Here is a 23,946-nt window from a genome sequence, read left to right on the forward strand (position 1 = left end):
GATTGGTAGATTTAATCATGAAAAACTTAGAAAAAGGTTTTACCTATAATGATGAGCATTTATTATTTGCGAGAACGTATTATACATATTAAAAAAAATAGAGTGATAATATAGTTTTCAAGAAATAATATGATTTTTTGAAATTCTGGAGGAATAAACACATGACAAAACAACACAAAGGCCGTAAATTTTTTGTAACAACAGCTACAGCAGCATTAGTGGCATCTGCAATCGTACCAGTGGCATCAGCAGCTGAATTAAAAGATGCAGATAGCATTTCATCTTGGGCAAAAGAAGCTGTTCAATTTTTAACAGACAAAGGATTTATCCAAGGTGATGAAAAAGGAAACTTCAATCCAGCGGGTACACTTACACGTGCAGAAGCTGCGGAAGTATTATCCAAAGCGTTAGATCTAAAGGCTACAGGAACAGAGGATTTTTCAGATGTAGATGAAAAAGACTGGTTCTATAATGCTGTGCTTGCAACATCGCCAGAATTATTTGATGGTATGGGCAACGGTAAATTTGAACCAAAAGCACAATTAACAAGAGAACAAGCAGCGAAAGTAATTGTAGAGGGCTACCAATTAACAGGTAAGGCTAATCTTGATCAATTTGGGGATGCTTCTAAAGCTTCTAAATGGGCTGTATCGTACTTAGAAACAGCTGTTGCTAATGGCGTAATCAATGGGAAAGGCTCATTATTAGCGCCACAAGATAAAATCAGCCGTGAAGAATTTGCAACAATGATTAAACGTACAATTGATGCAGTGGAAGATGTAGAGGAAGAAGTAGTACCAGCTGTAGAAGCTGTAAAAGGACTGAATGCGAGAGAATTTGAAATTAAGTTTAATACAGCTATTGACGCACAGGATGCTGCTATTACAACGAAATATGCTCTTGAAGGTGTAGGAATCACCAACGCAGCAGTATCTGAAGACGGCCTAACTGTTACGTTAACAACTGATAAAGGCTTACAATTAACAAATGGAAAAGTAACTGTCAAACCGATTAAAACAAAAGCAGACGCTACTGTTTTAACAGAAGAACTAAATACATTAACAACATTTGTGGATACAACACCGGTTAATGTTCAATCAGTTGAAGCAAAAGGCACAACAGCTGTGATCACTTTTAATGAGCATGTACAAAATGCAGGGACAGTGAACGTAAATGGTGTTCAACTTACTGCTGATCGTTATACTTTATCTGGTAAAACATTAACAATTACAGGATTAACGGCTGAACAAACTTATAAAGTTGATATTGTTGGGGCTACTGATTTCGCTAATAATATTGCTCATCTTCTTACTGCGAATTTCACGGTTTCAAAACCAGTAGCGGATAACACAAAACCAACTGTTTCTACAACAGTGAACGGAACAGATATTATTTTTGACTTCTCAGAAGAATTAGTGAAGCAAAACCTTAGTGCGAAGACAACTACTGAAGATTATGCAAAAGTAACTGTAGGAACAAAAGTATTCTACTTAACAGACGCTCATATCAAGGATGCTACGGATAAAACAGTATTCACGCTTGATGCAGCATCTGCATTAGGCACTGCGCAATTTATTAATACAAAAATTCGAGTAGAAGATCATAAAGATTTAGCTGGTAATGTGGGCGACTCATTTGAAACGAATGCTATTTTATCAAAAGATAAAACGCCTGCTACGCTTGTAGCTGCTTCATCCAAAATATTAGTAGCGGATAATACGAATGCAACAACAGATGTAGATGCTCTATACCTTACGTTTAATGAACCTGTAAAAGTAGACGGTAACCTAACACTTAAAACGAAGAATGGTATTGTTTATACGGCTGGCAATGTAACAGCAGTAAAAGCTAATGCTGGTGTGGACGTAGATGGTAATGGAAAAATTGAGGGCGCAGAGAAAAACACAGTGAAAGTAGATATTGATTTAGATAGCAATTCAATCTATTCATTTGAATTAGCTGCTAAAGCGGTAACAGATTTAGCTGATAATGTAACGGCAAATACGATTACATTTAATGTTGCTACGGGAACGTTTGAAACTGTACCTGAAACGATTACAGATTCATTAGTATTTGGAACAACACCAGTGCTTGTAACAGATAATCAAGTATTTACTGTTGAGTATGCTGCAGATGTTACGGCAACAGCTCTAACAGCAGCAAATTATACACTTGGAGGTAAGGAGCTTCCTACAGGTACACAACTACAATTTATAGACGGAACGAAAAAAGTACGCTTCACTTTACCTGAAGGCTCTATTACTGTAAATGGTAACTATGTACTTGAAGCTCAAAATATAGTAGATACAAAGGGCAATACACTTAAAGATGGAAAAGCTACAACTCAAATAGCACTGAAAGAAAATATTGCCCCTGTAGCATCTACAATAACAGCAGTGGATAGTAAAACATTTAACGTAAACTTTACAGAAGCTATTGCTAAGCAAGATACTGTAACAGGTGTAACAGTGAAGATTGCTGGTTTAACAGTAGAGCCTGCTTCTGTAGCTGTAACAGATGGTAAACTTACCGTTACAACTCAAAAGGACTTTACTTTAGCAGATAGTATTGTTGTTGAGTTTCAAGCAACTAACCTAGTTGATATGAATAATAATAAAGTGAAAGATAGTTCTGTTGCAAAATAATCTAGCAACCAAAGCCTTGTGGAGATATTTCTCTACAGGGCTTTTTAAATAAAAAAAAATCAAGTGCCTTCATTAAAAAGAAAGCACTTGATGCTATTAAAAATTTTAACGGTAAACAAGTCCACCATCTGTGATAATGGCTTAACCAGTGATATAATCTGCATCATCTGAAGCTAAGAACGACACTAAATTCGCAACATCTTCAAGTGTTTGATAACGTTGTAAAGCAATACCTGCAGTAAAATTAGCAAATTTATCTTAAAGAGCAGCATTAATAGGGACTGAACAGAAAAGTAAATTGGAACAAGAGATGATGTACTTATAAACAATGATCGGCTAATATGTCTAATAAATCGCTTTAGTAGTGAATACATCCGCGAAGACCTTATTTTATTTAATTTTCCAAAATAAGGTCTTTAACTTGTTTGCCAAGCTATATTTATTCGAAAGGTTGTTCAGTGGAGTCGCGTACTACAAGAAATGGTCGCATCATTTCATAATCTTCGTGTTCAACCATATGGCAATGCCAGACATATCGCCCTGTGTAAGTCGTAAAATGTTTAACGATACGCGTAATTTCACCATGATTTGCACGGATTGTATCCTTCCAGCCACGCTCTTCTGGATCAGGGGGAATGGGAGGTCCCGTAAGCAAAATTGTGCCATCCTTTTGATACCGCTCAGCATCAAATGGAATACGGTCTATAAGTTGGAAGAACCCTAGATGAACGTGCATAGGGTGGGTCTGCCCTGTGATATTAAGAAATGCCCATAACTCTGTTGAACCCAATAGTGGTTTTTCTGATATCGGATCATCCCACATTTTACTGTCAAGCAACATAACATGTCGACCAAAGTGGTCCATTGTTGAATCTAAGACAAGGTTACGATACTTCGATATTTGTGTAAGATCAAGGAGGGGAAGTGCTCCCATAGAAGCTGGAATAGCGCTAATATCGATATGCGTTAAAGATTGCTCAACTCTAAATTCCATAACGATCCCTGTGGTCCTTGGATCAGGCGCATCTCCTCCAGGAAATACAGCGGGTGCTGTATTATGAAGGATAATGCGTTGTCCTTCCATATTTGAAAAATCAATAATAACATCAGCTCTTTCAGCAGGCGATAGTAGTAGCTGCTGAATGCCTATAGGATGTTCCATTAGTCCCCCATCTGTCCCAATTTGATAAAAGAATTGACCTGAGCTTAATGATAGTTGATAAAAACGACAGCTCGCTGCATTTAATAGTCGAAATCGATATTTGCGCGGCTCCACCTTTAAATACGGCCAGACCTTGCCATTTACAAGATTAAGGTCGCCAAAAAATTCTGGCACAATGGATGTTTCTAAGCCTGCAACAGGTGGGTCAGTTTGTCGTGGATAATATAAAGAGCCGTCATGATTTAATGATTTGTCTTGAATAACAAGAGGAATTTCATAGGGACCAGCAGGAAAATGGAAGGAGCGTTCCCGCTGATCTCGAATAATGTACATACCAGCAAGCCCTGCATAGACATTTAGTCTGGTAATACCCATTGTATGATCATGATACCATAGGCCACATGCTTGCATGGGGTTGGCATAGTGATAAATTTCATGTACAAAATAGGGGCCTGTTTGTGCAAAGTCCTTTGTAAACCATGCTTCTGGATAGCCATCGCTTTCAGGTTTAACGATCGCCCCATGGACATGTGTTACAGTTCGCACATCTGGTAATTCTTTCTGTGCGCCATGCACTGTATGATCAATGGGAAGCAGATGTGTAGATGGTAGCTTATTTAGCCACTTAATATATACTTGCTCGCCAGATTCCACCTCAATCGTTGGCCCAGGATAACTTCCCTCATAGCCCCAAACCGTAGTAGGATTTAACTCCTGATGTAAGGACATCTGGAATTGGGTCATGCTAATTTCATAATAGGTGAAGTTGTCATCCTTGCGAAGTGGCTGCAATACTGGTGGAATAGGAAGTGGCTCAACGAATTTAGTCAAATTTAGACTTTTATGCTGACTCATCATTACCCTCCGTTTTTCTTAAAATATGCAATTTAAGAAATGATATGCACTAAGGGGAATAGAGTATTATAGCCACCTGAAGCTTTGATGGATATCATAAATTTTAAAGAGCTTCCTTTGTGAGCTCGAAAAAATCCAAACAAGTGTTAACTAGTGTATAAGTGATGGAGCGTTACACAATGTTGATCTTTTTTCTTGTTAAGAAAAATAATCCTTTTATTCAACAAATTATTAAATTCTATGACAATATTTTATATATTTATACATAATATGGTTTTTTTATTTGTTAGTATCTATTTACGAAAAAGTTATAAAGCCGTACAATACAACTAATAAACTAAATCTTTGAAAATTAGGTTAATATAACATGGAAATTAATTCATAGAGAAAAAGCTTTGGAGATGATGGATACACGGAGGAAGAGTGAATGGGGCTATTAGGATTAGCAGGAAGTTTACTAGGAATGATTCCAAAGGTAGGCTCCCCCAAGGGTGCAAAAAAGGGGAAAAGCGGAGGTTCTAAAGGAAAGAGTACGAAAAAATCCTCCAAAAAGAAGGGCTCTACAAAGAAAAAGCAACGAAAGCCCTCCAAAAAGAAAAAGAAAAAACGAAAGAAAAAATGGGGGAAATTCTTTACCAAGGCACGGAAGCTGAAAAATACGATAACCAAAAGTAAATGGGTTGAAAAAGCAAAGAAAACGATCAAAAAGGCAGTATTAGCGACAAAAAAAGCTATCAAGAAAACCGTCAATAATGTGAAGGCAGCTTATAAGCAAACGGTTGCAAAAACAAAAGAAGTGAAACAAACAACGAAAGAAGTAGCTGTTAAAGCAAAATCCATCGCCACGAAAGTCACAAAAGAGATCCAAAAGCCAGTGGTGAAGTCATTTAATAGCTTCAAAGAAATTGGAAAGGATTTCAACAAGGGACTCCAAACAAGGGCAAATAAAGCACTAGACTCACCGTATGATTTTGCCAATTATCTGACACTCGGTGCAGTCGATGGGATTAAGTCTGGGGCAAAAAGTAGAGCCGATAAGATGCTGGATTCACCATCAGATTTTTTAAATTACGCAACGTTTGGTTTTACGGACATGGCTAAAGGGGCAGTAAATCCGAAAGATCCTCTGTCTAAAGAACATTGGATGGATAGTTTTGGTGTAGCTACGTCTGTGTTGGGGGCTAAGGGAGCGTCAACGACAAAACCGGCTGGGATAACAAGTGGTAAGTCTGTTAGTAACAATTCGAGTAGTAATAGTTTGAGTAATAAGGGTACGGGTAATGTTTTAGATAATGGTACAGTGTGGGGAAATATAAAAATAACTCAACCAGTCTATGATGGCACAAAAATACCTAAATCATTTGAATTAGCAGTAGACGGTGAAAAATTTTGGGTACATCCAAATGGAACAAAACATATGGTAGAGTATATAACTAGAGATGCGACTACACATGGAATGCCAATAAATAGCCAAACTTTATTGACAAGCTTCGAAAGCTCTGTTAAGAAAGCTGTTAAGGAAGGTGTCAAATATGAAGAAATTATGAATGTAGGAAATTGGGAGTTAATATTTAGTAAACCACGTGGAGACGGATTACTACCAGTAATAAAGCACGCTGTATATAGACCTTAGAAGGAGATAGGAGTATGCTAAAAGTAACAGAATATAAAGAAAGTCAGCCTATAAATATTGAATATGATCTTTATACACCGATTAATATAGAATTTGGTGCTTGGGATATATCAAAAGAGCAAACGATATATTGGAGAACTGGGGATTTTAAGAAATCTTTAATTGAAATAGGAATAGGGAAATATACAGGAAATATACGTTCTATTACATTGACTTTGAGTGAAAATGTACACCAAATAGAAGATTTGAACTTGGATATGAAAAATATAACTTTAATTAATGGTATACCTAATTTTCAAGTTGAAGAATATGACGATAAGACATATATAGATGAGAACAGTAAATTGAATGTATATATAGGGATTGATAATGTATTAATTTCATTTTCAGAAAATGATACTGTGTCAATTGTGCAAAATGATAATGTGGGATTTGCTTTAGACAAAGATAAAATGGTTTGTGGCATTTTAGTAAGTGGTATGTTAGAACATGAGAAGAATATATTAGAAGAAGCATTGAAATAAAGTATTATGAAATATAAGGAAATTGAACCTTGATTGGCTAACCACCTTTCAAGGTTTTTTGTTGGGGTTAAAACAATAAGAATATAGGATTACAGCTCATAACAGGAGAGTAAAAAAGAAATTAGAATTTGTTGATAAAATAAAGTCATGCCATGTCCAGAATCAAATATCATGAAGGCAGTGCCATCAATGAGTATTACTAAACAATAAAAAGCGTGAGAAGTAAGCGAGATGACATTTTACATGGCGAGAGTAGTAAATCATTAGAGGAAATTGCTAGAATGAGAGTTAATCAACGAAATGAAGGGAGAATTAATAATTATTTAAAGACTGGTAATCATAAAGGGTTAGAAACAATGAAACAAAGGAACTTAGAGCAATATGGAAATCCCGACGGACCCACACCTAATCAATTATATGAAGAGGCTGGTACAATCTAGGTTAGTTATAAATTGCTCATATCAAGTAAATAATAACGGCTTGAATCTTAAAATCTAAAGCGTTCAAGCCGTTTTGGATTATTAACTATTATTGTTTTGATTGTACAAGCCAAATGATTAATAAAAAGAATAAGGCAAATAGAACTCTAAAAAATAGAGGGGGAGTACTATGAAATTCATAAAAGAACTGATCTGAAAGCATAAAGGTTAATAAAAATCCTAAAATAAAAATAATGAGATAACGAAACAATTTAATCACTCCATTTGAGTAACATGTGTTTTAGTCTTAAAAAAATAATAGGCTACATATACAATAATAAGTTAAATTAGTAATAAATCACATAGGAGGGTTAAAGGATGAAGAAAATATTTAATATAACATTGATATGTATGATGGTCACTGTATTTTGTTCAACTACTCATTCTCGTGCGGATACAAAAGATTTTGATAGGGATGTAGCGTTTATACCCTACAACAAAATATTAACAAAGCTTAGTAAAGAATATGGCATAGATATGTATATTCCAGAAAAAAATAAAGAGAAATTTTTAAATAAGGTGAAAGGGATGACACCGAAAGAATTTGAAAAGTTGCTAAGACAGCAGTATAACGAATCAAAAAAGTATATCACATCACCTTCTTATGACAAGGTAGAGATGAGAGATTCTCCTTATCCTCAACCAATTCCTAATGCAGAGCAAATGATACCAGCAACACCGTTACAATAAAAATAGCTCCGTATAATTTGTGGGTAATTATTTATAAGTACAGACTATTCTCTATAATTTATGCCCAATATAGCTACATGTGTATTTGGCTGTACCCATTTGTTTTCATAGAACTGTCCCTTTTTTGGAGAGCCGTCCTGCTGTAGACTCCTTTTTATAAGATGATAGGAGGATATGATAGAGATGACAACAGCTATTCGAACATTTAAAAGAGCATGTACAGATGAAACCCAAATTCATAAATTTTTAAGAGAGGCACAAACTGCTTTTCTGGGGCTAGTGGACCATAGTGTACCCTATGTAATACCTTTAAATTATGTGGTGAAAGATGGAATTTTTTATTTCCATGGTGCCAATGACGGAAGAAAAATAAACATCATGACTGCCAATCCAAATGCTTGTATAACAATATGCGAAAATTATGGAACAATGGTAGACCCCATTCCTGCGAACACAGATACAGCTTATATGAGTGTCATTGCAAATGGTGTGGTGGAAATTGTGAGGGATTTAGACGAAGCAACTGTGGCTATGCAGGCTATGCTTGATAAATATGTACCAGGTTATTATCAGGCACCTTTATCGAAAACACATATTGATAAATATCAATCATCGCTAGGCAGTAAAACACTTGTATTTAAAATTAAACCTACTACTATGACGGTTAAAGAGCATAAGCTAAATGAACAAATGCAATATTATCGTGGCAGAGTTGTTACACAGGATATAAACCGAAAATCGAATGAGGAGCCAATTAAAACTACTTAGGTCCAATAGATGGTGTTGGTATATATCTTCCTCTAAAAGGACATGAAATGAATAAAATGGATAGATGGAATTTATGAGTTTTGTTTAGAGAACCAAAAGGAGAGTTGGAACTAGTTAGTATCCGATTCTTCTTTTTATTTTAAAGAGATAGCGTTAAAAAAGGCTACACATATTGATAGATATAGCCATAACTAAGTGCTATAATGCCTCTGAAAATCATTGGAAATTTCGTGTTTATAAAGAGGGGGCATTTAGTTGAATATTTTAGTTGTTGATGATGAACAGGAAATTGCAGATTTAATTGAGCTTTATTTAAAAAATGAAAATTATCATGTATTTAAGTATTATACAGCTCAAGAGGCTTTGGTCTGTATGGAGCGGGAAAAATTGGATTTAGCTATTCTGGATATCATGATGCCAGATATTGATGGCTTTACAATTTTACAGAAAATCCGAGAAGCATTTAATTTTCCAGTGATTATGCTTACGGCTAAGGAAGAAGAAATTGATAAAATAACTGGATTTTCTCTAGGAGCGGATGATTATATTACAAAGCCTTTTCGTCCATTAGAACTGGTTGCACGCGTAAAGGCACAATTACGAAGATTTACCCTGTACAACCAAGGCTCAAAGCAAAATGAGGCTATTATTGATTTTGCTGGTTTGATTATCAACAAGGATACACGACAGGTTTTACTAAATGAAAGACCATTATCGCTTACACCTACAGAATTCTCTATTCTATGGTATTTAAGCTCAAACAGAGGTAAGGTCATTAGTGCCGAGGAATTATTTCGAGAGGTTTGGGGAGAAAAGTATTACAACAGCAATAACACCGTAATGGTGCATATTAGGCATTTACGAGAAAAAATGAACGATTCTGTGGACAATCCAAAGTTTATTAAGACGGTTTGGGGAGTGGGGTATACCATTGATAAATGAGTTTGGAAGACTGAAGAGAAAAATGATTTTACAAATTATTGTTATTCTTGTGATTGCCCTGATAGTCGGTTATTTCATTAACTTCGTATTTATTGACGGTATCTTGCAGGCTCCTTTTGCGGACGTCTTTATGGCTTTTTGTGAAAATATTTTACAATTAGATTATTATGCAGCACGAAACGCGTATAATGTGCTATTTCAACAAAATAAACCATTTTGGCTAGCGATAGGATTTATACTATTACTGCTAATTATTTTTTATATTGCATTGTCCCGTTTTACTCGTTACTTTCATCAAATTAGTACAGGTATTACAATGCTTGCAGATGAGTCAGAAAAGGAAATACATCTACCTGCTGAACTTGATTTTTTAGAGAAGAAATTAAATGATGTGAAAAATAAATTAGAAAAACGTGCAAAGGATGCTCAAGAGGCAGAGCAACGAAAGAATGATCTTGTTGTCTATTTAGCGCATGATATTAAAACACCGTTAACGTCCATTATTGGCTATCTAAGCCTGTTAGATGAAGCAAAGGATATGCCTGTGGAGCAAAAGGAAAAATATGTAGCGGTTACGTTAGAAAAATCAAATAGGCTAGAACAATTAATCAATGAGTTTTTTGAAATCACCAGATTTAATTTACAATCCATTATTTTAGAGAAGGATCTTATCCCACTCAACTATATGTTAATGCAGGTAGCAGATGAATTTTACCCATTATTAGCACCAAAAGGTCAAAAAGCTATCGTTAAAATAGATGAAGACATCACTATTTATGCGGATGGCAATAAATTAGCGAGGGTCTTTAATAATATTTTAAAAAATGCAATTGCTTATAGCCACCCAAATAGTACAATTGAAATTAGTGCTAATAACGAAAATAATCAGACATGGATTTCTTTTATAAATACAGGAAAGACCATTCCTCCTGAAAAATTAAAGATGATATTTGAAAAGTTTTATCGTTTAGATCTTGCGAGGTCCTCACAAACTGGTGGTGCGGGACTTGGCTTAGCCATTTCGAATGAAATTGTACAAGCCCATGGAGGGACGATTACGGCTACCTCTAGCGATGAAAAAACAGTATTTACTGTTAAACTGCCAAACAATTCTTAAGAAATCTTAAGAATTCACTAATAGTTAATTAAAAATAAGCTCCTTTTTTTATGGTTGAATATAAGCATAAAGAGAAGGAGTTGTTTTTATGTTCACTAAAAAAGGTATTTTTAGTATATCGTTTATCATAATTATGTTATTCGTTTATGTTATGGTTTCAAAAGAAACGCCCATATCATTTGTTGACTCGTCAAAAGTAGATGTACTTGCAACGAGTGAAGATATGCTTGATGTCGATTTATACAGCTCGAATGCAATTTTAGTTAATTTAGATAACAATCAGGTTTTATTGGATAAAAATAGCGAGGAGAGAATTTATCCTGCATCTTTGACAAAAATGATGACCGTTTTAGTTGCTATTGAACACATTCAAAATTTACAACAAGAAGTTGTGTTACCCAAAAATATATTTCACGATTTATATGAAAAAAATGCTTCAATGGCAGGTTTTCTCCCTAATGAGCAGCTTACAGTAGAGGATTTATTGTATGGTTCCATGTTGCCATCAGGTGCAGAGGCATCTATCGGCTTAGCTGAATATATTACAGGCTCAGAGGAAGAGTTTGTCAAACTTATGAATAACAAGGCTCAACAGCTTGGCATGATAAATACGCATTTTATGAATACAACGGGTCTGCATCACCCAGAACATTATACAACGGTACAGGATATTGCTTTGCTTCTACAGTATGCATTAACAAATAGTGAATTTCGTCAGATTTATACTGCGGAAAGATACTCGATAAAGCAAACAAATCGTCATCCAGAAGGCATGACATTTATCAATCGAATGTTTCAACATATGACTTCAGGCGAGTTGTCAGCAGGGGAAATCTTAGGTGGTAAAACGGGTTATACAGAGGAGGCTGGATTATGCTTAGCGAGTTTAGCTACAGTCAATGGACAAGAATATATCCTCGTAACAGTAGGAGCCAAAGGAGATCCTCGAACGGAACAATATAATATAACAGATGCATTTTCAGTATATCGTCAATTATCAAGCGGAAATATATGAAAGGTGTTGCGTAGCCGTCTGTAAATAAAGTGAATCTTCAATCAGTGGAGTTTTCCTCCAGCTTCCACTGATGGGTGATAGAGAAGCAGAGGCTAAGAACCTCGCATCCTGTGAAAATGCTTGTGCGACCAACATCGTGTTGACCTTGACCTTTGTTTTTACAGCGTGTCGCCATCGCACAAAAATGCTTATGAATACGGGATAAATTTTAACCAGAGCTTGGGCAAAATTATTTATTATTGAAATCGTCTTTCTAAATGAAGCATTTAATTTAGACAAAGCTCTTTTTACTACTGGAAAACAGAAACAGCACATAAATTGTTCCTGCCGTATGTAAATATTTCACATTCTCATTATCGTTAGCAACGATAATGAGTCAAATAGAGGCAAAGTATTTGATTGCAATCTTAGAAATTAATGCTTATCATGAAAATGATAATCATTTTCAATTGATAAGGAGAGAGTAATTTGCCGAATAAAAGACAACTTATAATTGGTATACATCTAGCTGTACACGGTGAACAGGACAAAAAAGGTGCAATGATTGAGGAGCAAATTGCATTTGCAAAGCGTGCTGAGGCAGCCAAATTAGATTTTGTATTTAAGGCTGATTATTTAATAGCGCATCCAGAGTTAATAGCTAAAACAAAAGGAACAGTTGGACTAGACCCTAACTTTTTGCTAGCGCTCGTAGCAAGAGAAACGCAGCAAATCGGTTTAGTAACAACTATTTCCACAACATTTACGCCACCTTATCTTATTGCCCGCCAATTACAATCCTTAAATTGGATTAGTAACGGACGAGTAGGATGGAATGTAGTGACCTCCATTGATGGGGCATATAATTTTAGCAATGCCCCTATGCCATCATCAGAGGAGCGTTATGCTAAAGCGGCTGAATGTACAAACGTTGTTCAGCAGCTATGGCATAGTCACCCTAGTGAAATATTAGAAGCTAACGGAGATTTAGAAAAAATTAAAGACCTTGTAAAGCCTATTGATTATAATGGTGAGTTTTTCCACATTCAAGGTCCTTTAAATATACCTATGCATCCAGCGGGAGATATACCGTTATTTCAGGCAGGTGCATCTGAGGTAGGACGTCAATTTGCGGCAACTGTATCGAATGCGATTTTTGCTGCAACACCAACTATGGATGTTGGCATTGAAATGCGTAATGATTTGCGAAAGCGTGCTGTTGAGGCTGGTCGTTCGGCAGATGATATTCGCTTATTGCCAGGTCTCTATTTCTTTATAGGTGATACATATGAGGAGGCATTGGAAATGCATCAGCAGGCACATGCCCATTTAACGCTTGAGCGTCGCTATGCTGCATTAGTATCCGTTATTGGACTGGATGTTCGCCATTTGGCACTTCAGGATCGTGTAACAGTGGACCTGTTGCCTCCAGAAGATCAAAAGGTTCGGAGTAAAACCCATGCCCATCTTGTACGGCGTTATATTACGGAGAATGAGCCGACTGTTGAGGAATTACTTGGACGACCAGAGGTAATTGGCTCAGCCCATCTTGTAGCTATTGGTACGCCACAGGATATTGTCCAGCAAATCATTACGTTTTATGACAAGGGTGCATTCGATGGCTTTATTGCTGTGCCAGGTGGTCCAGCGAAATCTTTAGATTTATTCTTTAGCGATGTGATACCTATGCTCGTTGAACGTGGGTTATTCCGAGCAGACTATGAAGGGAGCACCTTACGCTCACATCTAGGCTTAGATGTGTTACTATCTAATTAAAGCTACACATAAAAGGGGCCAAGGTGTTGCGAATCAACATGCTTTGCCCTTTTCATGCTTGCTAAAAGCTCATTCGAATATTAATTGGGTAGAGGTAGGGTGATTCAGGTTGTTCGATTGTTACCCAATTATCAATTTGAATAACAGGTAAGATAGTCCCATCATAAGTTGTTTGCCCAATTGTGCCTACAATCTCAATCCATGTATCCTCCTTAAGCGTAGGGGCTTCTACAAATTCGCTTAAAAAGCCTACAATGCTTGCATCTGCCACACAATGGGTAATCAGAAATCGTGAAATAACAAGCTGATTTTGACTAAAATCCTCCTCTTTTAAAACAAAGCCCTTTAGCTGTATTTGCTTGCCTAGATAGTTTGCTAAATTGTGATTAATCTCCTCATAATAAATCGTATAATCCTCATCTGTCATTTTTAGCATTGTTTGCTGTGAAAGCTGCTGTTTTAATCGGTCATATTGTTTTTTAGTCATCTCCTGCTTTTCTTCCATTAATCGAGGGTCAGGCTCATGCTCATCATAGATATTTTCATCAATGGTTTCGTTTGAAGTGAGATAATCCTCTATTTTTGAATTTTGACTTTGTTGAGCAAGAATAAAAGAAGCACCTTTTTTATCAGCAATTGCAGCATCTAAAATTTTAGCAGGCACAAAGAAGCCCGTTATAATAGGGGTTATAACAATAAAATACGATAGCATTTTTTTTCGTGTAAAAGGTGATTGTCCATGGTCATGCTGTGAACAGCAAGCTTGTCCATGATGATGGCAATGCTGAGTAGTCTTGGACACGACTCTTGTTAATTGTACAAGAAATAACATAAAAAATAGAATAGCGGCTGTTTTACTTAGGTTATCGTATTTCGGATTAATATATTTTGTTAGTTCCCCCGTCCAATGCAGGTTTGCAATCATAGCAGAAAAAGCAAGTAAAATAACAGCTCTCACTGCTTGCTGAATGTGAAATTTCATGAATTTCCTCCTTACAAATACGGTGAAAGAATAAATAAACTAACATAAACTACTATAGCGACGAAGGCAACTAACCATAAAACAAATTTTAGGCGAAATACACTTATCAGCATAATGGTATTTTTTAAATCAATCATTGGGCCAAAAATTAAAAATGCAAGGATTGAATGGGTAGAGAACAGAGAACTAAAGGAAGCACCGATAAAAGCATCCGCTTCTGAACAAAGTGAAAGAATAAAAGCTAAGCCCATCATTACTAAGATAGAGGAGGATACGCCATCACCTATTTCTACAAGTGCTTTGGTTGATACATATGTTTGGACAAAGGCTGCTAAAAATGCGCCAATAATTAAATATTTTCCTACATCAAAAAATTCATCAACGGCATGCTTACATGTATTGATTAATTTTGTTATAAACGATGTTTGCTTATCATCCTTTGCTACTGGCTGGAGTGCTACAGAATTTTTAAATTGTGAACCTTTAAAAAATAAGCTAACGAGCAAAGCAACTACAATAGCTATTACAAAACCTATTAACATTCGAAGACTAGCGATTTTTAAATTATTGCCAAATGCCATATAGGTTGAGAGAATAACAATTGGATTGATCAAAGGACCTGTGAGCATAAAGCCAATAGCTGCATGTATCGGTACTCCTTTGGCAATTAATCTTCTAACAATTGGCACAATCCCACATTCACAGGCCGGAAATAAAGCGCCTACAAAGCAACTCATCACAACAGCCAACAATGTATTTTTAGGAATCCACCTTTCAATATGCTCCTCCGTGATAAAAATCTGAATAAAACCTGCAATTAGAATGCCAATTAATACAAAAGGCAATGCCTCAATTAAAATACTTAAAAATATCGTATGAAGGCTGAGCAAAGAGGAGCTAAAGCTTTTTAGCTCTGAGAAGTTCATTAACAGTACTGGAAGAAGACTTATGATGAATATGAAAGCTAACCAAAAATTTAGCTTAGGCAATTGAAGACGATCCACATGTACCTCCTTGTTGTAATAAAGTGTAATGATTACGTTTTAATATAGGTTATGTAAGAGGACATGCAGGTATTACTCCTGATTACTATTTTTATCGATGAATGCTCAATAAATAAAGAGAAAGTGGAGTAGGAGTAGTGCTACTTTTCACTTTCTCTTTGTTTCATCATCATTGATGCAAATGCTTATTTCTAAATTGCTTGGGCGTGATACCTGTAATTTTTTTAAAAACTTTAATGAAATAGCTCTGGTCTGTGAAATTAAGGAGGGAGCCGATGTCTAAGATTGGGTAGTTTGTGAATGTTAATAGCTTTTTTGCTTCGTCAATCCGTTGTTGTTGGATGTATTCACTAAATGAAATACCTACTTCCTTTTTAAATAAGGAGGAAAGATAATTTGGACTTAAATGACAAATATCAGAAAGTTGCTCCAATGTTATGTCACTATATATATGATTTTCGATAAAATGTATACATGTGGTGGTGGTTGCTGAGTATTTTACTTTATTCGCATGTGAAACGCGGTTCGTATAGTCGTAAATAGCCTCCTCCATTAAGGATAGGATGTCGTTTAAGCTGCTTTGTTCCTCAAGCTTTTGTATGTAAAAATCACTTAATGTAAAGGCAGTTTCTTCGTTTAAGCCTCCTTCAATCGCAGCGCGACAAATAAGCGCTATTCCTGTTATCATTAGATTTTGTAGACTTCTTAGCTTGTTTCGTTTGGAAAGCACACCCAGTTCTGCTTCTCCAACAATTGAGTAGTTCAATACTTCATTTAATTTTTCCTTATGTCCATTTTTGACATAGTCTAACAATATTTTTTCATAGTAGAGGTTTGTGTGAACAATATCATTTTTTCTAGCATAGGAAAGCTCAAGGGTTGTATTTTCTTCATGACGAATAATGGGTTTTAATGTTTGATTGCTTTGCATCACCAAGGTTTTCGTTAATTTTTCTGATAGATCAAATAGTAAACGAATAAACTAATCGCTATAAATTGTTGATAATGATGGGTAGGAACAGATTGGTTGTCACAATCGAAATTTTGCTTGACTATGTGATGATTGGCAGGGGTAAGAGAAGGACCTACTAGAAGCGCTCCTAAATAATGATTATCTTTGTTTAAATTGATAAAGAAAAAGTGAAAATCCTCTATTGAGATAAAAATCGGATAGTCCTTGGAAGCAGTATCATAAGGATATGTTGTTAGCTGCTCCATTAAGGAAGTATAATTTAGATTCTTTTGCAAGGCCTTCGATGTATACTCAAAGATTATTTCGCCCTGCGGATCGATATATGACACAGAAAGTTGATGTGTTTCATAAATTAATTGACCTATGTATTGAAAATCCAGTGAAGAGATTTCCACTTTTTTACACATCCGTTTTTATTGCTACTATTAACAGGAAAGCCATTACAACAATGAGAAAGTACTATTTTGTGTAGAATAATACAATAAAATAAGTAAAATTGGCAATAAAATAGATAGTGACTTCAAAATGCTAGGGAGGAATGGAAGATGGAACTTTTAAATAAAATTGCAGTAGTAACGGGCGCTGGCAGCGGTATAGGGAGAGCCAGCAGTTTGAAATTTGCTAGCAATGGTGCAAAAGTGATAGTCGTGGATTTCAACAAAGAAACAGGGGAAGAAACAGTAAGCTTGATGAAAGAACAAGGCGGAGAAGGTATCTTTGTGCAGGCAGATGTTTCAAAAAGCGAAGATGTTCAGAAATATGTTAATGCCGCTGTTGATACGTATGGACGTATTGATATATTTTTCAATAATGCGGGGGTTATTCAAAAAATTTCTCCATTAACAGAGATTGAAGATACAGAATATGATCGTATTATGGATATCAATGTGAAAGGTGTATTTCTAGGCTTAAAATATGTTTTAAAAGTAATGGAGGGACAAGGTAGCGGCTCTATTATTAACACAGCTTCAACAGCAGGTGTTCGTAGTGAGCATAGTATGGCTGTTTATTCTGCGAGTAAGCATGCTGTGGTCGGTTTAACAAAATCTGCTTCGTTAGAGTATGTAAAAAAAGGTGTTCGTATCAACGGTATTTGTCCAGGCGGAGTGGCAACAGCATTAACAGACAGTGTAACAACTATGTTTGAAACAGGTGGCTATATTCCAGAGGAAATTCCAAATATGCGAATGGGACGCTATGCAAAACCAGAGGAGCTAGCAGAAATGGTTGTATTCTTAGCATCTGATAAAGCAAGCTATATGACAGGCTCAATCGTGCTTGTTGATGGCGGTTTAACTTTATAAAAGATTGAAATCCAGTGAAAATTCATTCACTGGATTTTTTGACATTGACATGAAGTAGTACCACGGAGACATTAGAGTGTGGCTTTCTACACAGGTAGATAATGCTGACCAAGCGGCTGTTATCTGGTATCAGTAGAGATCCACAGACTATTTAAGTGAAACAGCATTTGTTATGGAAAAATAAGCAGATAATGATCATTTTGCAACATTTCTAACAGATTGGAGATGTTGCGAATTTTTTCCCGATAAAAAGTAAGACTATATTTGTTCTAACTTCGGCAATTTCGCTTACACTTATTATAGGACGAACTTTGCGTGAGACGGGGAGGAAGTAACATAGCGAAAAAAATGGGCATTGTTGCGCTACTATTATTCGGTGTTTACGTGCTTTGTATGTACTGGTATATATTCCATAGCGGTGATGGTAAAATACCGAGTGCTTTACAGGGAACGGCTGCAGATCCAGTGATGTTTATGTCTGGCAAGGAACTTTTCTTAAGTGGTGAATATTCAAAAATACGGAACTTTCTTTTCTTTATCGCGACACCTTTCGAATGGCTAATTTATTTCTTGATTTTATTAATGGGTGTATCACGCTATTTTGAAAAAATAACAACATCCCAAACAAAGTGGAAGCTCTTACAAAATGCAGGCTATTTATTTCTATTATCGGTATTCGTATATATCGTGTTATTTCCACTTAATTATTATCGGTATTACCTTAGTAAAAGCTACGGTATTAGTACACAAACCTTTACGTCTTGGATGAAGGATGGGGTTCTTGATTTTTGGGTGAGCTTTGGCATGAGCCTGATTATTGTTACAGTTATTTATTGGCTGATGAAAAAGAGCGAGAAAAGATGGTGGCTCTATACATGGCTGTTAACCATACCCTTTACAATCTTTGTGATGTTTATTCAGCCCGTTGTAATTGATCCTTTATACAATGATTTTTATCCGCTGAAAAATAAAGAGCTAGAAACAAAAATTTTATCGCTTGCGACACAGGCGAATATTCCAGCAGAGCATGTCTATGAAGTGAACATGGCTGAAAAAACAAATGCTTTAAATGCCTATGTCACAGGAATTGGTAGTAATTCGAGAATTGTACTGTGGGATACAACCTTGAATAGATTAACGGACAATGAAATTTTATTTATCATGGCACATGAAATGGGGCATTATGTAGAAAAGCATATTTATTTTGGTATAGCAGGCTACTTATTACTAACCTTGCTAGGCTTATGGCTAACAAATAAGGCGATGCGACCAATGATTGCTCGCTATGGGCAGGTTTTAAAAATCAATAAAATCAGTAATATCCGCTCTTATCCATTGTTTTTACTGTTGACCTCTATTTTATTATTTGCCTCCGACCCTGTATCAAATTATATTTCACGATATCAGGAGACAAGAGCCGATCAATATGCAATTACATTGATGGAGGATCGTGAGGCAGCTGTAACAGCATTTCAAAAGCTAACGATTTCAGGCTTAAGTGAGGTCAACCCTCCACTTCTTGTTAAATGGTTCCGTTACACACATCCCCCGATGCTAGAGCGTATTTATAAGGTTGCTGATCATGAGGGGCAAAAACAAGAAATTCCGTTAAAGGAAGAACAAAAGAAATAAAGGTTTCTAGTAGAGCTAAATTGGATAATCTATAAGTAAGAGTCGTTGCTAGATAGGGGATACCTGATGCTTAATATAATAATCATTACACTTTCTTCCATACTTGTAGCCTTTGCCTATAATTTTTTATTAATTCCCCATGAAATCTTAAGTGGGGGATTAAGCGGCATTGCCATTATGCTTGGAATTATTACCCCTTTCAATACGGGCGTGTTAAATTTGCTGCTTAACCTGCCCCTGTTGATTTTAGGTGTGATGAAGCTTGGCAAGCGATTTATCAGCTATACCATTCTTTCTGTGGCTGTGTTGTCAGTGAGTTTATATATTATTCCAATATACAAAGCGACACAGGAGCCAATCCTTGCGTCCTTATTTGGCGGTGTTATTGTGGGCTTCGCGATGGGCATGATTTTCCGTGCAGCAGGCTCCTCTGGGGGCTTTGATATTATTGCTATGCTTCTTAGTCGTAAACGTGATTTCCCTCTTGGTACGTTAATTGCTGCTATGAATGGCGTGGTAGTAGCAGTTTCTGGCTTTGTCTTTAGCTGGGATGCTGCGTTACTAACGCTTGTTTCCATTTATGCAACAGGAAAAGTAGTCGATACCATTCATACCAGTCATATTAAATTAACGCTGATGATTATTACAAGTAAGGGTGAGGAAGTAAAACAGCAGCTCTTAGAAAAGCTTCATCGTGGGGTCACGATTATCGATGCAAAGGGAGCTTATTCTGGTGAAGGTCGTCAAGTTTTAATCACAGTGATTACACGCTACCAGCTTGCTGATGTCAAAAGCACCATTAAAGAAACCGACCCTCAATCGTTTGTCAATATATTACAAACAACGGAGGTTATCGGGATGTTTGATCGTAGCACAAGTAAATAATGCTATTCTCAACGCACGTTTTGGATTATACTACATATAATCGAACGTGTGTTTTTATCTTGGTTTAACAGGTGACGGGACGCCTACTGAATAGAAAGGAACTCCGTCTAAGAACGCCACGTCCTTTGGCAACGATGGAGTGACTAACATCATGTTAGCCTAAAGCCCCGGTGGATGTCACAGAGTTTGGAGAGGATTTTTTCGAGTAAGCTCGAAAAAATCTGGACACATTGTTTATATGCGCGAGAGTGAAGCGTCAGCAGCAGATAGTTTATGTACCAAAAGCATTAGCGACAGGTACAATTATGCCAAGGCGTAATTGATTTGAGAGGGGAATGATAAAAGATGGAAAAGGAAATGATTCATACGTATTGTCTACAACTTCGTGGCACGACTTATGATTATCAAGAGGAATGGCAGGCAGATCGCTATCATATTGGTGGGAAAATGTATGCCATGATTGGAGGCAATGCAACGGGTAGGCCTGTGCTTACATTAAAATGTGAGCCAGCGCGAGCAGCGGATTTACGTGAATCATATGACAGCATTATACCAGGTTATTATATGAATAAAACCCATTGGAACTCCATTTATATGGATGCTGAGGATGTCACAATGGAAATGGTCGAAAACTTGATCAAACATTCCTATGAGCTTGTTTTCAGTAAATTAACGAAAAAAGTTCAGCAGGCGATTCAATAACAAAATAAATCGCGCATTTACCAGTCATATTGCTAGTAAATGCGCAAAGGTAGCATTAATTATAACCACGTTCACCATAAGGCTGTAACGCGTCGAGCCATTTTTGCTCCAGCTTTTCGAGCTCTCTTTTAGCATCAAAATAGCCTTCTTCCTTTTTCTTTAAATATTCTACGATTTTCACCTCAAAGACATCTTGACCAAAGGCATTATAATCAGCCTGAAGCTCCTTATTTGTATGTGTATTGGTTTTTAGCATAAATTGAAAGCCATTTAAGCGTTTTAAGTTATTAAAGCTCCCAACAAATACTTTTCCTGTTTGCGTATTGGTCATTGTAAAAACGCCTGCTTCAATTTTCATATCTTTATACATTTCTTTTAATTCTTTTTTATGATCCATGTGAAAAAAACCTGCTTTCTTATTTTTTTACCCAGTAGGCACTACCATCTGCTGTTCGATCCATAAAGCCGTATTCAATTAAGTAGCGACGGATATGGACATAGTCCTCATAGATGGGCTCAATTACCGCATTCAATTCCTTTTCTGTATAGTGTTTCCCCTCCTCGAAAAGCTTGGTAATCGCACGTAGCACAACGATTTTTTGCTTTTCACGTTTAGGGAAGCGCACTAGCTCTTTATCGAGACCATCTGGAAAGAATTTTTCTAATAATTGCTGTTCTTCCTCAATGGTAATATTATAGCGATCGTCAACCATTGTAGCTGTTTTATGGATAGGCACAAAATGATCCTCCTTTTGATTTTGCTCCTTTAGTAGCTCCATCATGACTAACAATGTTTTCGCTTGACGTTCCTTTTCTTTTAAAGCAAACCGATGATGACGAATGGTTGCAGCACTCCCAATTGCTAGCTCTGCTTGTATTTCCTGATCTGATTTTCCCTCATAAAATAAGCGTAAAATATGACTTTGATGCTCTGTTAAGCCTGTTATTTTTTTATTCAGCCCGTTTAAATAATGAAAAACAGATTGATGTGCAGCCGTAATATGCAGCTGCATCATTTTTTCGGCTTCATATAATAAGCCCTCATATGGATAAATAATGCCTTTTTCTATCTTTTCCCCACATAGTAAACAGGTAAAATGCGTATGTTCATCCATATAGCCCTTTTTAATGTCCTCACTCGAGGCTTGCCAAAATTGTTCATTTACATCCAATTGGAAACCCCCTTTAAAACAAACATATTCTAATTTGTTTATAAATTTATATTTAAAATATCAAATTGTTTAGTATAAAGCAATAAAAAACACATCGTTTAGAAAACGATGTGTCAAAATATTAGCTAAGATCTATTTAGAATAGGGTGCCACTGAACGTACATAATTATAAATTTATATCTTTTTTTAAGAGGAGTCAGTTTTTGGAAGTACCATGGTTGGGAGCTGTACTATAAATGTGATTTATCAGAGGAAGAGAAGTCCACCTGAATGATTGTTGGTTCAGCTATATGAAAATCTCTAATATACTCCTTTTTTGTAAAGTTAAGATTTCTCAAAATCTGAGCTTCTGTGTTATTCAGAGGGAGTTATCTATCAAATAGCATCTTTTTGAAACTTTTCCATAGATGCATCGTACAGAAAGTAACTGGGAATAGGAGGAGGTTTTACTTGAAGCTGGTATTGTGGGTGATTGTAGGCATAGTAGCAGCCCTTATTTTAATAATAGGGGTTGTGGCTTATAGATTTTACAGAGAATTAAAAACACCAAATCCTGATTATATTATTAATTTTATAAAAGAACATGCAGCTAAAGGGAATGTCGCATTATCTATTCATTATAATTCACAAAATTTGGTGAGTATCAATGAAAGCGTGCCACTGCCTTTAGCAAGTACGGTTAAAATTATTATAGCCATTGAATATGCACAGCAAGCAGCAGAAGGGAAAATTGATCCGAATCAAATGGTCAGTTTAAAGGAATTAGATAAGTTTTATATTCCAAGGACTGATGGTGGTGGACATCAAGCGTGGCTAGCACAATTGCAAAGGGAACAGGAAATAGCGAGTGTGCCATTGTATAAGGTGGCAAAAGCTATGATTGCTTATAGCTCCAATGCGAATACGGATTATTTAATCAATATACTAGGTTTGGAAAATATAAATGAGACGTTAAAGCAATTAGAGCTATTGCATCATGATGAGATTTATCCATTGACAAGTATATTATACATACCACAGCAATTAATGGATGAGAAAAATTTATCAAGCAAGGAAGTGCTAGAAGCTATGCGAGAAATGGAGATGGATGACTATCAACAACGAGCGATGGCTATTCATAAAAGCTGGCTTACTAAACCATTATCTGAGCAAGAGAAAAAGCACTTATTGAAACATTTAAGTAAAAGCTCGCAAAAGCATCTGTCAGATCATTTCCCTCGCTCCACAGCAAAGGATTATGTGGCGATAATGGGGAAGCTAAATAATAAAACTTATTTTAGTGACAAGGTTTATCAATATCTCGATCCTGTTATGGAGCAATTAATGGAACGACCAAAAAATCGCGAATTGTTTACTCAAATAGGACAAAAGGGTGGCTCAACACTATTTGTTGTCACGATTGCTATGTATGCAATAGATAGGGAACAAAATAAGACAGAGCTAGCATTTTTCGCAAATGACTTATCTGACTTAGAGCAAGTAGAGCTTGCTCGAAATATGAATAGCTTTCAATTGAAGCTTTTAACCGATAAGGCGTTTCGTGAAAGAGTGAACACTGAATTAAACTGAGGACTCTGTGCTATTTTGAAGAAAACCAATAAGCATCTTCTTTCCGTTGAACTACTGCGAACACCAGATCAACGTCTAGTTATAGTAGCATGCTCTACCCGTAGTCCATACGGTGAAAAACTTGCAATGATTGTACGT

The 23,946-nt window shown here is 36.2% G+C and carries 22 protein-coding genes and 1 pseudogene; 15 read left to right on the top strand and 8 right to left on the bottom strand.

Annotated elements, in window-relative coordinates; all coding sequences use genetic code 11:
• Positions 1–161: 161 nt before the first annotated feature.
• The gene (locus tag ADM90_RS06595) at positions 162–2,645 is read left to right on the top strand and encodes an S-layer homology domain-containing protein (protein ID WP_053994224.1); all 2,484 of its coding nucleotides are present in this window, start codon (positions 162–164) and stop codon (positions 2,643–2,645) included.
• 141 nt (positions 2,646–2,786) lie between these two features.
• On the opposite strand, the pseudogene ADM90_RS24220 reads toward ADM90_RS06595, so the two are convergent.
• Positions 2,787–2,882, bottom strand: a pseudogene (locus tag ADM90_RS24220) (acetoin reductase); the annotation flags it as partial.
• Between the two features lie 202 nt (positions 2,883–3,084).
• A complete protein-coding gene (locus ADM90_RS06600) occupies positions 3,085–4,662 on the bottom strand; it encodes a multicopper oxidase family protein (protein ID WP_053994225.1) in 1,578 nt (525 codons plus the stop codon).
• Positions 4,663–5,089: 427 nt separating this feature from the next.
• Here ADM90_RS06600 and ADM90_RS24980 point away from each other — a divergent pair, with 427 nt between their 5' ends.
• The 9 genes from ADM90_RS24980 to ADM90_RS06645 all read left to right on the top strand — a co-directional run bounded on the left by ADM90_RS24980 (position 5,090) and on the right by ADM90_RS06645 (position 13,585).
• Complete coding sequence (locus ADM90_RS24980; protein WP_053994226.1) at positions 5,090–6,295, top strand: hypothetical protein; 1,206 nt, start codon at positions 5,090–5,092, stop codon at positions 6,293–6,295.
• 14 nt (positions 6,296–6,309) lie between these two features.
• Complete coding sequence (locus ADM90_RS06610; RefSeq protein ID WP_053994227.1) at positions 6,310–6,819, top strand: hypothetical protein; 510 nt, start codon at positions 6,310–6,312, stop codon at positions 6,817–6,819.
• 281 nt (positions 6,820–7,100) lie between these two features.
• Positions 7,101–7,259 carry a hypothetical protein gene (locus ADM90_RS24445; protein WP_161804056.1) on the top strand — a complete coding sequence of 53 codons (159 nt, stop codon included), beginning with the start codon at positions 7,101–7,103 and terminating at the stop codon, positions 7,257–7,259.
• 357 nt (positions 7,260–7,616) lie between these two features.
• Positions 7,617–7,988, top strand: coding sequence for a hypothetical protein (locus tag ADM90_RS06615; RefSeq protein WP_053994228.1), 372 nt, complete (start codon positions 7,617–7,619; stop codon positions 7,986–7,988).
• 183 nt (positions 7,989–8,171) lie between these two features.
• On the top strand, positions 8,172–8,756 hold the full coding sequence (locus ADM90_RS06620) for a pyridoxamine 5'-phosphate oxidase family protein (protein WP_053994229.1): 585 nt from the start codon (positions 8,172–8,174) through the stop codon (positions 8,754–8,756).
• 255 nt (positions 8,757–9,011) lie between these two features.
• A complete protein-coding gene (gene vanR, locus ADM90_RS06625; protein ID WP_053994230.1) occupies positions 9,012–9,698 on the top strand; it encodes a VanR-ABDEGLN family response regulator transcription factor in 687 nt (228 codons plus the stop codon).
• Positions 9,699–9,720: 22 nt separating this feature from the next.
• Positions 9,721–10,815, top strand: coding sequence for a vancomycin resistance histidine kinase VanS (gene vanS, locus ADM90_RS06630; protein ID WP_200908520.1), 1,095 nt, complete (start codon positions 9,721–9,723; stop codon positions 10,813–10,815).
• Positions 10,816–10,903: 88 nt separating this feature from the next.
• Positions 10,904–11,830 carry a D-alanyl-D-alanine carboxypeptidase family protein gene (locus tag ADM90_RS06635; protein ID WP_053994232.1) on the top strand — a complete coding sequence of 309 codons (927 nt, stop codon included), beginning with the start codon at positions 10,904–10,906 and terminating at the stop codon, positions 11,828–11,830.
• A 468-nt stretch (positions 11,831–12,298) separates the two neighbouring features.
• A complete protein-coding gene (locus ADM90_RS06645) occupies positions 12,299–13,585 on the top strand; it encodes an NtaA/DmoA family FMN-dependent monooxygenase (RefSeq protein ID WP_053994234.1) in 1,287 nt (428 codons plus the stop codon).
• Between the two features lie 61 nt (positions 13,586–13,646).
• Here the strand turns inward: ADM90_RS06645 and ADM90_RS06650 are convergent, their stop codons facing one another.
• From ADM90_RS06650 to ADM90_RS24990, 4 genes are all read right to left on the bottom strand, one after another.
• A complete protein-coding gene (locus ADM90_RS06650) occupies positions 13,647–14,567 on the bottom strand; it encodes a TIGR03943 family putative permease subunit (RefSeq protein ID WP_053994235.1) in 921 nt (306 codons plus the stop codon).
• Positions 14,568–14,578: 11 nt separating this feature from the next.
• Positions 14,579–15,571, bottom strand: coding sequence for a permease (locus ADM90_RS06655; RefSeq protein WP_053994236.1), 993 nt, complete (start codon positions 15,569–15,571; stop codon positions 14,579–14,581).
• A 169-nt stretch (positions 15,572–15,740) separates the two neighbouring features.
• Entirely contained in the window at positions 15,741–16,502 is a 762-nt protein-coding gene (locus ADM90_RS24985) for an AraC family transcriptional regulator (protein WP_235473356.1), read from the bottom strand.
• 14 nt (positions 16,503–16,516) lie between these two features.
• Entirely contained in the window at positions 16,517–16,939 is a 423-nt protein-coding gene (locus tag ADM90_RS24990; protein ID WP_235473358.1) for a hypothetical protein, read from the bottom strand.
• A 150-nt stretch (positions 16,940–17,089) separates the two neighbouring features.
• Between ADM90_RS24990 and ADM90_RS06665 the strand changes: the two genes are divergently transcribed.
• From ADM90_RS06665 to ADM90_RS06680, 4 genes are all read left to right on the top strand, one after another.
• On the top strand, positions 17,090–17,848 hold the full coding sequence (locus tag ADM90_RS06665; RefSeq protein ID WP_053994237.1) for an SDR family NAD(P)-dependent oxidoreductase: 759 nt from the start codon (positions 17,090–17,092) through the stop codon (positions 17,846–17,848).
• A gap of 336 nt (positions 17,849–18,184) precedes the next feature.
• Entirely contained in the window at positions 18,185–19,480 is a 1,296-nt protein-coding gene (locus ADM90_RS06670; RefSeq protein WP_053994909.1) for a M48 family metallopeptidase, read from the top strand.
• A 66-nt stretch (positions 19,481–19,546) separates the two neighbouring features.
• A complete protein-coding gene (locus tag ADM90_RS06675) occupies positions 19,547–20,365 on the top strand; it encodes a YitT family protein (protein ID WP_053994238.1) in 819 nt (272 codons plus the stop codon).
• Positions 20,366–20,710: 345 nt separating this feature from the next.
• Positions 20,711–21,067 (top strand): MmcQ/YjbR family DNA-binding protein, encoded by a 357-nt coding sequence (locus ADM90_RS06680; protein ID WP_053994239.1) that lies wholly within the window; start codon positions 20,711–20,713, stop codon positions 21,065–21,067.
• A 55-nt stretch (positions 21,068–21,122) separates the two neighbouring features.
• On the opposite strand, the gene ADM90_RS06685 is transcribed toward ADM90_RS06680, so the two are convergent.
• Together ADM90_RS06685 and ADM90_RS06690 are read right to left on the bottom strand one after the other, a co-directional pair.
• The gene (locus ADM90_RS06685; RefSeq protein ID WP_053994240.1) at positions 21,123–21,464 is read right to left on the bottom strand and encodes a GIY-YIG nuclease family protein; all 342 of its coding nucleotides are present in this window, start codon (positions 21,462–21,464) and stop codon (positions 21,123–21,125) included.
• A gap of 19 nt (positions 21,465–21,483) precedes the next feature.
• Positions 21,484–22,239: a DUF2087 domain-containing protein gene (locus ADM90_RS06690; protein WP_053994241.1), complete on the bottom strand. Its 756-nt coding sequence runs from the start codon at positions 22,237–22,239 to the stop codon at positions 21,484–21,486.
• Between the two features lie 450 nt (positions 22,240–22,689).
• Here ADM90_RS06690 and ADM90_RS06695 point away from each other — a divergent pair, with 450 nt between their 5' ends.
• Positions 22,690–23,808 (top strand): serine hydrolase, encoded by a 1,119-nt coding sequence (locus tag ADM90_RS06695; protein WP_053994242.1) that lies wholly within the window; start codon positions 22,690–22,692, stop codon positions 23,806–23,808.
• Positions 23,809–23,946: the final 138 nt, after the last annotated feature.

This window comes from Lysinibacillus macroides (assembly GCF_001281525.1).
GTDB lineage: Bacteria > Bacillota > Bacilli > Bacillales_A > Planococcaceae > Lysinibacillus > Lysinibacillus macroides.

What these genes read in the sequence shown, in the direction of transcription:
- ADM90_RS24445 (WP_161804056.1), top strand. Translation starts at nt 7,101, where the DNA reads ATGAGAGTTAATCAACGAAATGAAGGGAGAATTAATAATTATTTAAAG.
- ADM90_RS06620 (WP_053994229.1), top strand. Translation starts at nt 8,172, where the DNA reads ATGACAACAGCTATTCGAACATTTAAAAGAGCATGTACAGATGAAACC.
- ADM90_RS06610 (WP_053994227.1), top strand. Translation starts at nt 6,310, where the DNA reads ATGCTAAAAGTAACAGAATATAAAGAAAGTCAGCCTATAAATATTGAA.
- ADM90_RS06595 (WP_053994224.1), top strand. Translation starts at nt 162, where the DNA reads ATGACAAAACAACACAAAGGCCGTAAATTTTTTGTAACAACAGCTACA.
- ADM90_RS06650 (WP_053994235.1), bottom strand. Translation starts at nt 14,567, where the DNA reads ATGAAATTTCACATTCAGCAAGCAGTGAGAGCTGTTATTTTACTTGCT.
- ADM90_RS06615 (WP_053994228.1), top strand. Translation starts at nt 7,617, where the DNA reads ATGAAGAAAATATTTAATATAACATTGATATGTATGATGGTCACTGTA.
- ADM90_RS06600 (WP_053994225.1), bottom strand. Translation starts at nt 4,662, where the DNA reads ATGAGTCAGCATAAAAGTCTAAATTTGACTAAATTCGTTGAGCCACTT.
- vanS (WP_200908520.1), top strand. Translation starts at nt 9,721, where the DNA reads ATGATTTTACAAATTATTGTTATTCTTGTGATTGCCCTGATAGTCGGT.
- ADM90_RS24985 (WP_235473356.1), bottom strand. Translation starts at nt 16,502, where the DNA reads ATGCAAAGCAATCAAACATTAAAACCCATTATTCGTCATGAAGAAAAT.
- ADM90_RS06680 (WP_053994239.1), top strand. Translation starts at nt 20,711, where the DNA reads ATGGAAAAGGAAATGATTCATACGTATTGTCTACAACTTCGTGGCACG.
- ADM90_RS06635 (WP_053994232.1), top strand. Translation starts at nt 10,904, where the DNA reads ATGTTCACTAAAAAAGGTATTTTTAGTATATCGTTTATCATAATTATG.
- ADM90_RS06665 (WP_053994237.1), top strand. Translation starts at nt 17,090, where the DNA reads ATGGAACTTTTAAATAAAATTGCAGTAGTAACGGGCGCTGGCAGCGGT.
- ADM90_RS06685 (WP_053994240.1), bottom strand. Translation starts at nt 21,464, where the DNA reads ATGGATCATAAAAAAGAATTAAAAGAAATGTATAAAGATATGAAAATT.
- ADM90_RS06675 (WP_053994238.1), top strand. Translation starts at nt 19,547, where the DNA reads ATGCTTAATATAATAATCATTACACTTTCTTCCATACTTGTAGCCTTT.
- ADM90_RS24980 (WP_053994226.1), top strand. Translation starts at nt 5,090, where the DNA reads ATGGGGCTATTAGGATTAGCAGGAAGTTTACTAGGAATGATTCCAAAG.